Source organism: Devosia yakushimensis (assembly GCF_030159855.1).
Classification (GTDB): domain Bacteria; phylum Pseudomonadota; class Alphaproteobacteria; order Rhizobiales; family Devosiaceae; genus Devosia; species Devosia yakushimensis.
Window position 1 is genome coordinate 214,761 of record NZ_BSNG01000004.1, and the last position, 13,841, is coordinate 228,601.

At 63.2% G+C, this 13,841-nt stretch carries 12 protein-coding genes, 1 tRNA gene and 1 pseudogene; 6 read left to right on the forward strand and 8 right to left on the reverse strand.

Annotated elements, in window-relative coordinates; all coding sequences use genetic code 11:
- From QQL79_RS21620 to QQL79_RS21645, 6 genes and pseudogenes are all read right to left on the reverse strand, one after another.
- A complete protein-coding gene (locus QQL79_RS21620) occupies nucleotides 1–576 on the reverse strand; it encodes a ribosome hibernation promotion factor (protein ID WP_284394300.1) in 576 nt (191 codons plus the stop codon).
- A 409-nt stretch (nucleotides 577–985) separates the two neighbouring features.
- A complete protein-coding gene (gene rpoN, locus QQL79_RS21625) occupies nucleotides 986–2,497 on the reverse strand; it encodes an RNA polymerase factor sigma-54 (protein ID WP_284394302.1) in 1,512 nt (503 codons plus the stop codon).
- A gap of 135 nt (nucleotides 2,498–2,632) precedes the next feature.
- Nucleotides 2,633–3,535, reverse strand: a complete 903-nt coding sequence (gene lptB / locus QQL79_RS21630) for an LPS export ABC transporter ATP-binding protein (RefSeq protein WP_370461285.1) — start codon at nucleotides 3,533–3,535, stop codon at nucleotides 2,633–2,635.
- Nucleotides 3,508–3,840 (reverse strand): annotated as a pseudogene (locus tag QQL79_RS21635) (LptA/OstA family protein); the annotation flags it as partial. The gene lptB and the pseudogene QQL79_RS21635, both read right to left, overlap by 28 nt.
- Nucleotides 3,837–4,475, reverse strand: a complete 639-nt coding sequence (locus QQL79_RS21640) for a hypothetical protein (protein ID WP_284394308.1) — start codon at nucleotides 4,473–4,475, stop codon at nucleotides 3,837–3,839. The pseudogene QQL79_RS21635 and the gene QQL79_RS21640, both read right to left, overlap by 4 nt.
- 20 nt (nucleotides 4,476–4,495) lie before the next feature.
- Nucleotides 4,496–5,110: a ribonuclease D gene (locus QQL79_RS21645; protein WP_284394309.1), complete on the reverse strand. Its 615-nt coding sequence runs from the start codon at nucleotides 5,108–5,110 to the stop codon at nucleotides 4,496–4,498.
- Between the two features lie 161 nt (nucleotides 5,111–5,271).
- Here QQL79_RS21645 and QQL79_RS21650 point away from each other — a divergent pair, with 161 nt between their 5' ends.
- Complete coding sequence (locus QQL79_RS21650; RefSeq protein ID WP_284394311.1) at nucleotides 5,272–6,045, forward strand: CPBP family intramembrane glutamic endopeptidase; 774 nt, start codon at nucleotides 5,272–5,274, stop codon at nucleotides 6,043–6,045.
- Between the two features lie 72 nt (nucleotides 6,046–6,117).
- Here the strand turns inward: QQL79_RS21650 and QQL79_RS21655 are convergent.
- A tRNA-Leu gene (locus QQL79_RS21655) sits at nucleotides 6,118–6,202 on the reverse strand.
- A 59-nt stretch (nucleotides 6,203–6,261) separates the two neighbouring features.
- The gene (locus QQL79_RS21660; RefSeq protein ID WP_284394312.1) at nucleotides 6,262–6,624 is read right to left on the reverse strand and encodes a GFA family protein; all 363 of its coding nucleotides are present in this window, start codon (nucleotides 6,622–6,624) and stop codon (nucleotides 6,262–6,264) included.
- Nucleotides 6,625–6,780: 156 nt separating this feature from the next.
- On the opposite strand from QQL79_RS21660, the gene QQL79_RS21665 reads away from it, so the two are divergent.
- The 5 genes from QQL79_RS21665 to QQL79_RS21685 all read left to right on the forward strand — a co-directional run bounded on the left by QQL79_RS21665 (nucleotide 6,781) and on the right by QQL79_RS21685 (nucleotide 13,839).
- The gene (locus QQL79_RS21665) at nucleotides 6,781–7,809 is read left to right on the forward strand and encodes a complex I NDUFA9 subunit family protein (RefSeq protein WP_284394313.1); all 1,029 of its coding nucleotides are present in this window, start codon (nucleotides 6,781–6,783) and stop codon (nucleotides 7,807–7,809) included.
- A 175-nt stretch (nucleotides 7,810–7,984) separates the two neighbouring features.
- Entirely contained in the window at nucleotides 7,985–8,716 is a 732-nt protein-coding gene (locus QQL79_RS21670) for a PadR family transcriptional regulator (RefSeq protein ID WP_284394314.1), read from the forward strand.
- Nucleotides 8,717–8,949: 233 nt separating this feature from the next.
- Entirely contained in the window at nucleotides 8,950–11,880 is a 2,931-nt protein-coding gene (locus QQL79_RS21675) for an FAD-binding and (Fe-S)-binding domain-containing protein (protein WP_284394317.1), read from the forward strand.
- Nucleotides 11,881–12,159: 279 nt separating this feature from the next.
- Nucleotides 12,160–13,353, forward strand: coding sequence for a class I SAM-dependent RNA methyltransferase (locus QQL79_RS21680; RefSeq protein ID WP_284394319.1), 1,194 nt, complete (start codon nucleotides 12,160–12,162; stop codon nucleotides 13,351–13,353).
- Nucleotides 13,354–13,449: 96 nt separating this feature from the next.
- Nucleotides 13,450–13,839, forward strand: a complete 390-nt coding sequence (locus QQL79_RS21685) for a hypothetical protein (protein WP_284394321.1) — start codon at nucleotides 13,450–13,452, stop codon at nucleotides 13,837–13,839.
- Nucleotides 13,840–13,841: the final 2 nt, after the last annotated feature.

Sequence of the window (13,841 nt, forward strand, 5' to 3'; positions counted from 1 at the left end):
TCAATTGGTCCCGAGGGCGGGGTCGATCCACCCAATATTGCCGTCGGAGCGGCGGTAGACCACATTTAGCCCTCCATGTCCAGCATGGCGGAACATGACCACCTGTCCGCCGGTCAGATCGAGCTCCATCACGGCCTCTTCCACGCTCATCTGGCGCAGGCTTTTGGTGGTCTCGGCAATCACCGGGGGCGCATAGTCTTCGTCGAGTTCGTCCAGGTCCTCGCCCGCGCCGAACACGGTATATTGCACGGTCACGCCATCGGCAGTGCCATTGGCCCCGCGCCGGTGCGAGCGCAGCTTGCGATTGTAGCGGCGCAGGCGTTTTTCGATATTGAGCGCCATGATTTCATAGGCGCTGGTGGCATCGCCCCCCTGGGCGCTTGCCTGCAGCGTCGCACCGGTATCGAGATGCACCACGCAATCCGCGCGGAAGCCAATGCCGTCGGGGGTAAGGGTCAGGTGGCCGTCATAGCCGCCGTCGAAATATTTCCCGACGACCGTGGCGAAATGATCCGCTGCCTTGCCACGCAGCGCATCGCCCACATCCATGTTCTTTCCCGAGATGCGTAAGGTCATGGCTTCCTCTTCCTTCTTGTCGTTGTTTCGACACGAGGATCTCCGAAAGCCGGTTCCCGGATTTCGGGATCACGTCTGCCGCATTCCAGCATGTGGGTATGCAACATACCCGATGCTAGCCCCGCTGGCCGTCGCCATGCAATGCGCAACTCCCCCCTTGGCATGCTTTATGGGAGTGACTTCGCCCCAGTTTGGCCATAGCCTTCGCGGGCCATTAAAGGGCTCCGGCGATTTGCGCCGAATTTTCGCGGGGCAGTGCAGTATTTCGCGCTGTTTTTCGGAGGTGACCGGCAGCCACAGGCGCGCGTTCCTCCACCCGCCGCGCCTCCCTCGGACCCGACACGAGAGCCGCGATCAACACGGCGTGAAGACTGAGCCAAGCGCTGGGTCGCGAGGCGAGCCCGGCGTGCTAACCCACACGCTCCAGATTTTTCTTCTGCCGCCGCCGGATCACCGAGGAGGGGATATTCATGCCCTCCCGGTATTTGGCCACGGTGCGCCGGGCCAGGTCGATCCCCTGTTCCTTCTGCAGCAGCGCGGCAATGGTATCGTCCGACAGCACGTCGCTGGCCGCCTCGGCCTCGATCAATTGCCGGATGCGGTGGCGTACTGCCTCGGCCGAGTGATCTCCGCCGCCATCGCTCGAGGCAATGGCCGTGGTGAAAAAGTACTTCATTTCGAACAGGCCGCGTGGCGTGGCCATATATTTGTTGGACGTGACCCGGCTCACCGTCGATTCGTGCATATCGATGGTCTCGGCCACCATTTTGAGCGTCATCGGCCGCAAATGGGCAATGCCATGCAGCAGGAACTGGTCCTGCTGCCGCACGATTTCGGCCGCCACCTTGATCATGGTCTGTGCCCGCTGGTCCAGGCTTTTGGTCAGCCAATTGGCGCTGGCCAGGCAATCGGACAGAAAGGTCTTTTCCGCCGCGTCCCGCGTCTTCTTGGCCACGCTGGCATAATAGACCCGGTTGACCAGCACGCGCGGCAGCACTTCGCTATTGAGCTCCACCTGCCAAGCCCCATCCGGCCCCGGCCGCACGAAGACATCGGGCACCACCGCCTCCACCGGCCCGCGGTCAAAGGCCAGGCCCGGCTTGGGGTCGAGCTGGCGGAGTTCGGCCAGCATGTCGGCCAGGTCCTCGCGATCGCAGCCCACCGCCCGCATCAGCGCCACCACATTATGCTCGGCCAGCAGGTCGATATTGTCGAGCAGCGCCTGCATCATCGGGTCGAGCCGGTCGCGTTCGCGCAATTGCATGGCCAGGCACTCCGGCACGGTCCGGGCGAAAACCCCCACCGGATCGCAGCCCTGCAGCGCCCCCAGCACCGCTTCGACATCGCCCAGCTCGGCCCCCAGTAAATCGGCAATGCTGCCCAATTCGACCGCCAGATACCCCGCCTCATTGAGATTATCGATCAGGTGGCGCGCGATCATCCGGTCGGCCGGTATGCGCAGCAGCATATTGGCCTGCGCTTCCAGATGCTCGGAGAGCAGAGGGCGCGAGGCGACGAACTGATCGATATCGGGCGCTTCCCCGCTTTCGCCTGCTCCATTGCGGTCCAGCCGGCTGGTCGGATTGAGCTGGTCCTGCGCCGCCTGGTCGGGAAAGACATTCTCGACCGCCGTGTCATAGCCATCGGCGATCGAATCGGCGTCCTGGATGCGCTCGCCGCGCTCCACGGTATCCTCATAGGCACTGATTTCGGTGCTGCGCTCGGGCGCTTCGGCGGGCTCGGCCTCGCCCGGTTCGCTCCCGTCCTCGCGCTCGAGCAGGGGGTTGCGCAGCAATTCGGCGTCGACGAAATCGTTGAGTTCGAGATGGCTCAATTGCAGCAGCTTGATCGACTGCATCAATTGCGGCGTCAGCGTCAGGCTCTGGGCCTGCCGAAATTCGAGCCGCGGCGAAAGTGCCATCCAATCCTGTCCCTGAAACTGCAAAATTTCTAGCCGTTTCCGGCCACTTCCCGGCGGCACCATGCCTCATTTCGCGGCATGGGGCAAGCGATAGGGCAAGTTCCGTGCCAAGTGTAAATGGCTGTCCGGCGCGGGCTAGATCTCGAAATTCTCGCCCAGATAGACCCGTCGCGCATCGGGGTCGGCACTGATGGTTTCCGGGCGCCCCTGGATCATCACCTTGCCGCCATGGATCACATAGGCCCGGTCGACCAGCCCCAGCGTTTCGCGCACCGCATGGTCGGTGACGAGCACGCCAATACCCCGCCGCGTCAATTGCTTGACCAGTCCCTTCACCTCGGCCACCGCGATCGGATCGACGCCGGCAAAGGGCTCGTCGAGCAGCATGAAGACCGGATCGGCGGCCAGCGCCCGGGCGATTTCCACCCGCCGGCGTTCGCCACCCGATAGGGCCAATGCATTGGCTTTGGCCAGATGCTGGATGGAAAATTCCTCCAGCAGCGATTCCAGCCGCGCCTGGCGCTCGGCCTTGCCGTTCACATGGTTTTCCAGCACCGCCATGATATTGCCGGTGACGCTGAGGCCGCGGAAAATCGAGGGTTCCTGCGGCAGATAGCCAATGCCCAATTGTCCGCGCTGGAACAGGGGCAGCCTGGTAATGGGCCGGCCATCGAGCCTGATATCGCCGCTATCGGGCTTTACCAGCCCCATAATCATGGTGAAAACGGTGGTCTTGCCCGCGCCATTAGGGCCCAGCAGGCCCACCGCCTCTCCGCGCCGCACGGCCAGCGATACATCGCGCACCACGGCCCGCTTGCCGAAACTCTTGGCCAGGCTATGCGCCACCAGCCACCCGGTCTGGTCGACCCGTGGTTTTACCGTCGCGTCACTCATTGCGAATTGAAGACCCCGGTCACCCGGCCGCCGCTGCTGCTGGTAAAGGTCGACACATTGGTTTCGAGATTGACCACCAGTTCGGGCGAATTGACCGTGCCGCCCGAATTGGTCACCACCACATTGCCCGTCAGGCGCAGCAATTGGTCGGCGGGGGTAAACACCGCCCGCTCGCCTGTTGCCACCTGGTCCTTGGTTTCGAGCTTGACGTCGCCCGTGGCCTCAAAGCTCTTGATGTCATTGGTGCCGCCCTCGCCGTAAACGGCCACCACATGGGGCGCCCAGACGGTCACCGTCGGATGCTTGACCACCACATTGCCATCGAACACGGCTTCGCGCTTGGTTTCCTCGATGGTGAATTTATCGGCGGTGATCTCAACCTTTTGCTGGGCCCAGGCCGGAGCGGCCAGCAACAGCAAGCTCAGGGCAAGCAGGGTGCGCGGCATCATGGAATGGTTTCTCCAGGGGTCGAAGGCAGGGTTACCGTAGCCCGGGTAAATGTCCAGGTCTGCTGTTTGGCATCGTAAACCATGCCATCAGCCTGTATGTCGCTGCCATCCGAATAATTGATCGTCACCGGTCCCTTGGCGGTCAGCACCGATTTGGCCCAGTCGAATATCGATTGCTCCAATACGCCCACCGTGCCGGTCGAATCGGTGAAATGGGCAATGCCATCGATAAAAACCAGCTGATGGGTGGTGTCGAGCAACGCTTGGTCGGACTCGGCGCGCATCGAAACCCCCGTGGTCCGGTCCACTTCCAGCACGGCGTCGGTCAGCGCGATCCGGTCGGTGGCGTTCATCGCCGCCCGCGCCGCGCTTGCCGTAACGCGATAGGCCGCGCCATCTTCCAGCAGGCCCTCATATTCGGGTGCATCCACCGAAACCCCGTCGCGCGATACCGAAATCTGCCCCACCCCAAACCGGTTGGTGAGGCTCGACAGGTAAATCTGCCCGGCCAGCACGGCCAGGGTCAGCGCGCCCAGCGCCGGCACGCCGAGGCGCAGAACCGAAACGATCCGGTTGCGCCGTACCAGGCGCCGGTAGGTCGCCAGCCGTTCCGGCGCATCGGCATGGATTGTCATGGCAACCCCTTGGTGTCGCCCTAGCTATGGGCGAAAATATCGGTTTCTTCCCAGCCCAGCAGGTCAAGCTCGCAGCGCGTCTTGAGGAAGTCGAAACATTGCTGCGCCAGCTCGCTCCGCCCCTCGCGCTTGAGCATGCGGTCGAGGTGCCGCTTGAGGTCATGCAGATAGAGCACGTCCGACGCCGCATAATCGAGCTGGGCGTCGCTGAGCTTGTCCCCGCCCCAGTCCGAGCTCTGCTGCTGCTTGGACAGGTCCACATTGAGCAGTTCGCGCACCAGATCCTTGAGCCCGTGCCGGTCGGTATAGGTGCGCACCAGCTTGCTGGCGATCTTGGTGCAATAGACCGGCCCGGTCACCACGCCGAAGCGGTTCTTCAGCACCGCCACGTCGAAACGCGCATAGTGGAAAATCTTGGTGACATTGGGGTCCGACAGCAGCTTGACCAGATTGGGCGCCTCATTGCTGCCCTGGGGAATCTGCACCACATCGGCGCTGCCATCGCCGGGCGACAACTGGATCACGCAGAGCCGGTCGCGATGGGGATCGAGCCCCATGGTCTCGGTATCGATTGCCACCTCGCGGCCATAGCGGGAAAGGTCCGGCAGGTCGCCGCGATGTAGTCTGATGGTCATGGAACGTCTCGAAATTTAGCCATTACCTTCCTCTTGGCACAGCAAGTGGGCGTTGGAAAGGCGGCTCCCCCAAAAGCGATGGATCGGAGGGCCATATTCCCTGGGCCCGGCGCCGCTGCTACTGATTCGCCTGGGTAAGGCGGCAGCAGAGGGAGCCATCAATGCCGGGCACATACCGCATAGGCCTGTCCGTCGTCGCGGTGCTGATATGGGCCCTGATCACCGTCTGGGGCATCTGGACGCCGCATGATCCGGCGCCGCTGACCCAAGGCCTGGGCGGGCGCCTGGCCTGGCCGATCATCGGCGCGGGTCTCTTCATGCTGGTCGTGGCCATGGTCATGGGCTGGCGCGATATCGGCCTTGTCGCCCCGCGCCCCTGGACGTCGCTGCGGCTTCTGCTCCTGCCGGGGCTTTACTTGCTGCTGTTTCTGGGATTGGCCCTGGCCATTGGCCTGCCGCCGCCGGTCACCATCCTCTTTCTGCTCGCCAACACGCTGGCCGTGGGCTTTTCCGAGGAAATCGCCTTCCGTGGCGTGCTGTTCCATGCCTTGCGCACCAGGCTGAGCCTGTGGCCGGCCATCTGGCTCACCTCCGTCGCTTTCGGGGCCGTGCATGTCATCAATGGCTTTACCACTGGAGATTTTCTTGAGGCCGCCATTCAGGCCGTCACCGCCTTCATGAGCGGCGTATTCTTCATGGCCGTGATGCTGCGCACCCGCTCCATCATCCCGGCAATGCTGTTTCACGCCTTCTGGGATTTCCTGCTCACCCTGATCGCCGCCGGCGTGGTGAGCACTCCTGTAAAGGGCAGTGTGCACTGGTGGACCCTGGTGGTCCCCATCCTCTTCATCCTCCCCAATTTCCTTTATGGCCTTTGGCTGCTGCGCAAGCTGGACGCGCGCGAAACCGGCCTGGCGCCGCTGCCCGCCTCATAGCCGGGCCAGCAGATGGCCAAAAGCACGAAAGCCGCGCAATCCCAATGGATTACACGGCTCTCGCTCAAAAACTGGTGCCCAGAAGAAGACTCGAACTTCCACACCTTGCGGTACACGGACCTGAACCGTGCGCGTCTACCAATTCCGCCATCTGGGCAAGTGGCGGTGTAACTAGGGTGCCCGCTGACGCTTGTCAACGGGCTTTTGCACTTCCCCTCAATAGTTCGCGCCGTCCCAGTGCTTGATCGTATTGCGATCCACCGCCGGGGCGTCATCGAGACAGTTCACATTGATCATCACCATGGCCTGGCCATTGCCATCCTCGCCGCGCGCGAACGATTCGATGCCGCAATGGCTGCAGAACAGATGGTCGATCCGGTCGGTATTGAAGTGATAGGGAACCAGCTTTTCCTCCCCGCTCAACAGCGCAAATTCGCTCGCCGGCACGGCCTGCAATATCCAGCCCAGCCGCCGGCAGCGCGAACAATTGCAATCCATCATGCCATCGAGCGCCGTCTTGGCGGTAAAGCGTACCGCTCCGCAATGGCATTGGCCGTGATAGGTCTGGGACGTGCTCATCGGAAATCTCCTCGGTTGTTCGAACAAAACAAGAACAAAAGCCGCATGGAGTCAAGTCATTGCCTGCCCCATGCCCTCGACAGCCACGCCCTGCCTGCGCTAGAACCCGAGCCAACTTGCCGCGCGCCCCTCGCGCCATTTTGCCGGAGCCTTTGCATGGATAGCCTCGAACCCAAACTCGTCACCATCTTTGGCGGTTCCGGCTTCGTGGGAACCCAGATCGTGCAATTGCTGGCCAATCGCGGCCACCGCATCCGCGTCGCCACGCGCCGTCCCGACCTGGCCGGTCACGTCAAGACGCTCGGCATGGTGGGGCAGGTGGTGCCCATTCAGGCCAACCTGCGCAATCGCGCCTCCGTTGAGCGCGCTGTCGCCCATGCCGATATCGTCATCAACCTGGTCGGCATCGGCTATGAGCGCGGCGCCCAGACGTTCAAAGCCGTGCATACCGAAGGCGCCGGCCTCGTCGCTGATGCCGCCAAGGCCGCCGGTGCGCATACCCTGGTCCATATGTCGGCGCTTGGCGTCGACAAGGCCGCCTCGGTCAGCGCCTATGCCAGCTCCAAGCTCGAAGGCGAAGCGGCCGTGCTGGCCGCCTTCCCCAACGCCGTCATCTTCCGGCCCTCCATCATGTTTGGCCGCGACGATGGCTTCTTCAATCTCATGGGCAGCCTGTCCCGGCTCCTGCCGGCGCTGCCGCTGATATCAGGCGATACAAAGTTCCAGCCCGTCTATGTCGGCGATGTCGCCCAGGCTTTCGCCAAGGCTGCCGAGGGCCAGCTCAAGACCGGCCGCATCTACGAGCTGGGCGGGCCGACCACCGAAACCCATCGCGCGCTGCTGCAGCGCATCCTGCGCGAAGCGGGCCGCAAGAATAGCCTGCTGCCGCTGTCGCCCGGCTTTGCCAAATTCCTGGCTGCTCCGCTCGCCATCCTGCCCTTCCCGCCCTTGCTGACCGCCGATCAGGTCGATCTGCTCGGCGTCGACAATGTCGTCTCGGAAGCCGCCATCAAGGAAAAGCGCACCCTGGCGGGCATTGGCATCGCGCCCACCGCGATGGACACGATCCTGCCCACCTATATGTACCGCTTCCGCAAACACGGCCAATTCGACCGTGACGCCAGCCTCGCCGATCCCACCTCCTTCAAGGCTGACCCCTCGCACTACGAAAAGGTCAAGATCTAGACCTTTCCCGGAGCGCCGGATTTTGAAAGCCACCGCCAGCGCGGTGGCTTTTTTGTTGCCTGCGGTTCCATTCCCGATGGAATCCCAAAAACAATCGTAAGATATATCTTGAAATCGCCGCAAGCCGCGCCGATCTTAGCGTTCAATGGAAACCAAGATATATCGGAGACCCATCATGGGACAGTATTGGCGCAATGGCGAACCCAATTGGCGTCGGCTTGAAGCCATGGCCCGCCGCGGCTGGGGACAGTTTGCGGGCGGCGTTGGTGGTGACGGCTGGGGCAATATGGGCGGCAATTTTCGCATCGGCCGCATGCTTGCCTCGGGCGACCTGCGGCTCGTGGCGCTCTATCTCATCGAGCAGCAGCCGCGTCACGGCTATGACCTGATCAAGGCCATCGAGGAAAAATCGGGCGGCTTTTATTCGCCCAGCCCCGGCATCGTCTATCCGGCGCTGACTTTCCTCGAGGAAGCCGGCTATGTCACCTCGGAAGCCGATGGCAACAAGAAGCTCTATACCATCACCGATGACGGGCGTTCGCACCTGGCCGACAATCGCGAAGCCATCGAATCGACCCTGTCATTCCTCGCCAAGGCCGGTGAGCAGATGAACCGCTTCCGCGAATTCGCCAAGGCTGATTGGCCGTTCAACCGCGAACAGGGTCCCGATTTCGGCAATCGCCCGCCCCATCGCGGGTTCGGTTTCGGCCCCGGCCACCACGAGCCTGACGCTGACCGCGACCTGCGCGACGTGGTGCCCGAGCTCAATGAAGCCCGCCGCGCCCTCAAGGCCGCCCTCAAAAAGGCGCGTTCCGGCTCGCCCGAACAGCAGCGCGAAGCCGCCGATATCCTGCGCCACGCCGCCGCCCAGATCGAGGCACTCGGCGAAGACGACGTCGATATCTGAGCGCCAGCGTTACACTGGCGAGGGGAGTGCCGCCATCGCGGCGCTTCCCTCATTCGAGTAGCGGCCGCACCGCCACAATCTCCCCACAGCACTACCGATTTCCTTGGGCTTGGCCCGAGGACCCTTCGTCACGGTGGTTGAGTGGGATTGAAGTTGGCCCGCGCCACCAGCCATCGATAATACCTATCTAATACCTCTTCCGCTTTTGCCAGCTGACATGTTAGCCTCGCTCCATGCAGCAAGCCGTCCTCTCACCCTCCCCCGTCCACCAGCCCACGCCCGACCGCATCGCGGCCGGCGAGCGCCTTGTCGCGCGCCTCAAGGGGCGGGTTGCCGGGCGCATGTTCACCGATCCGCTGATGACCTATGCCTGGAGCGGGGATGCCAGCTCCTACCGGCTGGTGCCGGCCGCCGTGGTCTTCATCAATTCCGAAGACGATGTGCGCGCGGTGATCGAGGCCTGCCGGGCGGAGCATCTGCCGCTGACCTTCCGCGCCGCCGGCACCTCGCTTTCCGGCCAGGCGGTTACCGATGGTGTCCTGGCCGTGCTGGGCGATGGCTGGCGCAAGCTCGACATCCATCCCGGTGCCGACCAGATCACCCTGGGGCCGGCGATCATCGTCGCCCAGGCCAATGCCGCCCTCAAGAAATTCGACCGCAAGATCGGTCCCGATCCGGCCAGCCAAGCCACTTGCAAGATCGGCGGCGTGGTCAACAACAATTCCTCGGGCATGTGCTGCGGCGTGGCGCAGAACACCTACCACACCATGGCGCGCCTCAGGATCGTGCTGGCCGACGGCACAGCTCTCGATTCGGGCGATCCGGCTTCCTGCGATGCCTTCCGCATTAGCCATGCCGTCATGCTTGACGCCATTCATGACCTGCATCACCAGGTCATGGCCGATCCCGACCTCGTCGCGCTGATCAAAAAGAAATACCGCATCAAGAATACGGTGGGCTATTCGCTCAACGCTCTGGTCGATTATCACGACCCGCTCGATATCCTGATCCACCTGATGGTGGGGTCGGAAGGCACGCTCGGCTTCGTCTCCGAGGTCACCTATAATACAGTGCCCGAGCACCCCTTCAAATCGACCGCCTTGGTGCCCTTCCCGGACCCCTATGCTGCTGCCAGTGCAATCAGTGTGCTGGCCAATAACGGGGTGCAGGTAACAACGGGCGTCACCGCCGCCGAATATATCGAACGCCGTGCCCTTGCGACGGTCGAGCATCTCGCCCCCATGGCGCCCCTGCTGCCCTGGCTCACCGAAACTTCCCCGGCGGTGCTCATCGACGTCACCGCGCCCACTGCGCAGGAGCTCGATACGGAAGTCGAAAAAGCCGTCGCCATCCTGTCGTCCAATGGCGCCACCCATATCGATTTTTCGACCGACGAAGCCCGCTCGCACGCCCTCTGGGATATCCGCAAGGGCTTCTTCGCCTCGGGCGGCGCTGCCCGTCCCAAGGGCACCTCCATGCTCACCGAAGACGTCGCCGCGCCTATCGACCGGCTGGCTGAATTCGTCATCGCCATGCGCGATCTGCTCGACGAGCACGGCTATGAAGACGCCATCATTTTTGGTCACGCCTTGGCGGGGAACCTGCATTTCCAGATGAGCGACGATTTCGCCGCGCCCGGCGCAGCGGAAAAATTCGACGTCTTTTCCAAGGCCCTGTCCGATCTGGTCTCGATCGAATTCGGCGGCTCGCTCAAAGCAGAACACGGCACCGGCCGCGCCATCGCGCCCTTTGTCGAGGCTGAATGGGGCTCCAAGGCCTATGGCTTGATGCACCAGATCAAGGCGCTGTTCGACCCCGAAAACCTGCTCAATCCTGGCGTCCTGCTCAATGCCGATGCCAAGGTGCACATCAAGAATCTCAAGGTCATGCCGCTCGCCAACGAGCTGGTCGACATGTGCATCGAATGCGGTTTCTGCGAGCCGGCCTGCCCCAGCCACCAGATGACGCTCTCCCCGCGCCAGCGCATCGCGGTGACCCGCGAGCGCGAACGCCTGCGCGCCAGTGGTGAAAACCCCGAACGGCTCGCAATTCTCGACCGGGATTTCCAATATCCCGGGCTCGACACCTGCGCGGCGTGTAATCTGTGTTCCCTGCGCTGCCCCGTCGGCATCGAAACCGGCACCATGATCATCGGCCAGCGCGGTCAGCGCCGCGGCGGCACCTCCCGCTCGGTGGCCGGTTTTGCTGCCGATCACACTGGCGGCATCGAAGCCTTCATGCGCGGCGGTGTGGCCCTGGCCGATGCCGCCCGTACCATAATCCCGGCTCCTGCGATGGAAGCCATCACCGAAACCGCCCGCCGCGCTTCTGGCAATCGCATTCCCCGGCTCTCCCGCGCCCTGCGCCATGGCCCCGGCGCGCCAAAGGCCCCGTCAAAGGTCTCGCGCGACGATCCACGCGACACCGGCTTTCCTGTGCCCATCGTGCAAGGCGGCCGGCAGAAAATCGTCTATTTCCCCTCCTGCGCCAGCCGCATGTTCGGCGCCCCGCAAACCGGCCAGAATCTTCTGCCGGTCACCGATGCCATGGTTGCCCTGCTCGACCGGGCGGGGTTCGACGTGACCATGCCCGAGCATCTGAATGGCCAATGCTGCGGTCAGCCCTTCCAGTCCAAAGGCTTTCCCGAACAGGCGGCCGAAGTGGGCGGCGCGCTCAAGCGCGAACTCTCGGCCCTCAGCGATGCCGGCGCGACACCGGTCGTCACCGACGCTTCCACCTGTGCCAAGCATCTCAAGGAATTCCCCGGCGATGCCGCCGTGCTCGATTCGGCGCAGTTCCTCGTCACCCATGTCCTGCCGCGCCTGACCATCACGCAGAAACTGCCGACAGTGGCCGTGCATCACAATTGCTCGGCCCAGCGCCTCAAGGAACAGCCCTCCACCGAAGCCATCGCCCGCGCCTGCGCGGAAGATATCGCCGTGCTGAGTTCCGTCACCTGCTGCGGCTATGCCGGCGACAAGGGCCTGTTCTTCCCCGAACTCAATCAGCACGCCACCCGCTTCGCCAAAAACGACATACCGGCAGGTTGTACGTTAGGCGTCTCCACCGTTTCCACCTGCGCCTCTGGCCTCAGCGAACATGCGGGCGTGCCCTTTGTCGGCCTGGCGAGTCTCTTGGAATGGGCCAGCCGCCCGGTGCATTAAAAGCTTTTTCTGATAGTTCGAGAGCCCCGATCCAATCCCCTCCCCCTTGAGGGGAGGGCTAGGGTGGGGGTGTCGCGCCCTCCACGAATTCGATGCCGGTGGATAGCTCGACACCCCCACCCTCAATCCCTCCCCTCAAGGGGGAGGGAGGCAGATCGCGGCTTACGGAATTTATTCCAGAACCTGAATGTCGGTTGGCCTAAGCCGGGCCAAAAACCCGCTCCCTTCACACACCGCCCGCAACAGGCTACTGAACCCTTCAGCAAGCCCCGGACGTTCATGAGCATCACCACCCATATCACCAGCCTCGGCCACAAGGGCGAGGGTGTCACCGAGATCGATGGCACCAGGATTTTCGTGCCATTGGCCCTGCCGGGAGAGTTGGTGGATATCACTGCCGATGGCGATCGCGGCACGCTGGTCTCGGTGCTTGAACCGGCCGCCAACCGCATCACGCCGTTCTGTCCGCATTTCGGCGCCTGTGGCGGCTGCCAGCTCCAGCATATGGACCGGCCGAGCTATGAGGCCTTTAAGACCGGGCTGGTCGAAACCCCGCTGCGCTTTGCCGGGCTCGATCACAAGGTCATGAGCTTTATCGACGCCGCCGACAATGGCCGCCGCCGCGCCACGCTCCATGCCCGCAAGGAAGGCGCCGGCTATATGCGGCTGCGCAGCCATCAGGTGCATGACCTTGATGCCTGCCCGATCCTCGTGCCCGAACTGGCCCGCGCGCCCGACATCGCTCGCGCGGTCATGGCGGCCGTTGGCGAGGCCGATGTGAGCTTTACCGCCAGCGTCACCGGCCTCGATGTCGCCGTCCGCACCGAGAAGAAACAGGCCCGCGCCGACCGGCTGCAGCCGCTGGTCGCCCGCTTCCGTCTCGCCCGGCTGGCGCTCAATGGCGAAATGGTCCTTCAGACCCAGCCGCCCCTTGTCGGCATGGGCCGTGCCCAGGTGGAATTGCCCATCGGCAGCTTCCTGCAGGCCACCGAAGCCGCCGAAACCATTCTTTCCGACTATGTGCTCAACGCCGTCGGCAAGGCCAAAAACGTCGCCGATCTGTTCTGCGGCATCGGCCCCTTCGCCCTGCGCCTGGCCGAACAGCGCCCGGTGGCCGCCTTCGACAGTGACAAAGCCGGCATTCTGGCGCTCGACAAGGCCCGCCGCTTCACCAAGGGCATCAGAGAAATCACCGCCAAGCCGCGCGACCTGTTCCGCGACCCGCTCACCCAGTTCGAATTGCCCTATGACGCCGTGGTGCTCGACCCACCCCGCGCCGGTGCCGAAGCCCAGATACGCGAATTGGCCAAGTCCAAGGTCAAGACCGTGGTCATGGTTGCCTGCGATGCCCGCACCTTTGCCCGCGACGCGGCGACCTTGGTGGCGGCCGGTTACAAGATGAGCGATCTGGTGGCCGTCGATCAGTTCACCCAATCCACCCATATCGAGATCGCGGCTACTTTCCGGCGCTGATCACAGATTGCAACCGGCTCGCAGCCCGTGCGTTGGCCCTTCCGTCACCAATTTGAAAGCGACTGCTAGGGGCGGGGTTTTCGCGCGGAGAATCCTATGACTATTGCAAAAACGACTTTCGCAATCGGCCTGTTCTGTGCCGCTGCCATCCCTGTGTTGGCGCAGGATGCGGCCGATCCCAGCGGCACCTTTGTCGACGAGTTCGGCACCTCGTTCGAATTCTCGCTTTGCGGCGAATCCGGCACCGATCTCTGTGGCGTGCTGACCAATCTCGAGGGCGAATCGGCCACCGAGGAGAACCTGGCCTTTGTCGGCACACAGGTCATGCAGGCCGAGCAATCGGGCCCCAATGAATGGAAGGGATCGCTGAGCGCCGGTGGCATCAGTGCCGATGCCACCATTACCCAGACCGGTCCGGATACGATCGAAATCCAGGGCTGCCGCGCGGCGGTGCTGTGCCAGACCCTGGCCTATAACCGCGCCTGAAG

Coding starts and splice junctions, on each gene's coding strand:
- QQL79_RS21670 (WP_284394314.1), top strand. CDS start 7,985: ATGGGACAGTATTGGCGCAATGGCGAACCCAATTGGCGTCGGCTTGAA.
- QQL79_RS21675 (WP_284394317.1), top strand. CDS start 8,950: ATGCAGCAAGCCGTCCTCTCACCCTCCCCCGTCCACCAGCCCACGCCC.
- rpoN (WP_284394302.1), bottom strand. CDS start 2,497: ATGGCACTTTCGCCGCGGCTCGAATTTCGGCAGGCCCAGAGCCTGACG.
- QQL79_RS21680 (WP_284394319.1), top strand. CDS start 12,160: ATGAGCATCACCACCCATATCACCAGCCTCGGCCACAAGGGCGAGGGT.
- QQL79_RS21640 (WP_284394308.1), bottom strand. CDS start 4,475: ATGACAATCCATGCCGATGCGCCGGAACGGCTGGCGACCTACCGGCGC.
- QQL79_RS21660 (WP_284394312.1), bottom strand. CDS start 6,624: ATGAGCACGTCCCAGACCTATCACGGCCAATGCCATTGCGGAGCGGTA.
- QQL79_RS21645 (WP_284394309.1), bottom strand. CDS start 5,110: ATGACCATCAGACTACATCGCGGCGACCTGCCGGACCTTTCCCGCTAT.
- QQL79_RS21620 (WP_284394300.1), bottom strand. CDS start 576: ATGACCTTACGCATCTCGGGAAAGAACATGGATGTGGGCGATGCGCTG.
- QQL79_RS21685 (WP_284394321.1), top strand. CDS start 13,450: ATGACTATTGCAAAAACGACTTTCGCAATCGGCCTGTTCTGTGCCGCT.
- QQL79_RS21650 (WP_284394311.1), top strand. CDS start 5,272: ATGCCGGGCACATACCGCATAGGCCTGTCCGTCGTCGCGGTGCTGATA.
- QQL79_RS21665 (WP_284394313.1), top strand. CDS start 6,781: ATGGATAGCCTCGAACCCAAACTCGTCACCATCTTTGGCGGTTCCGGC.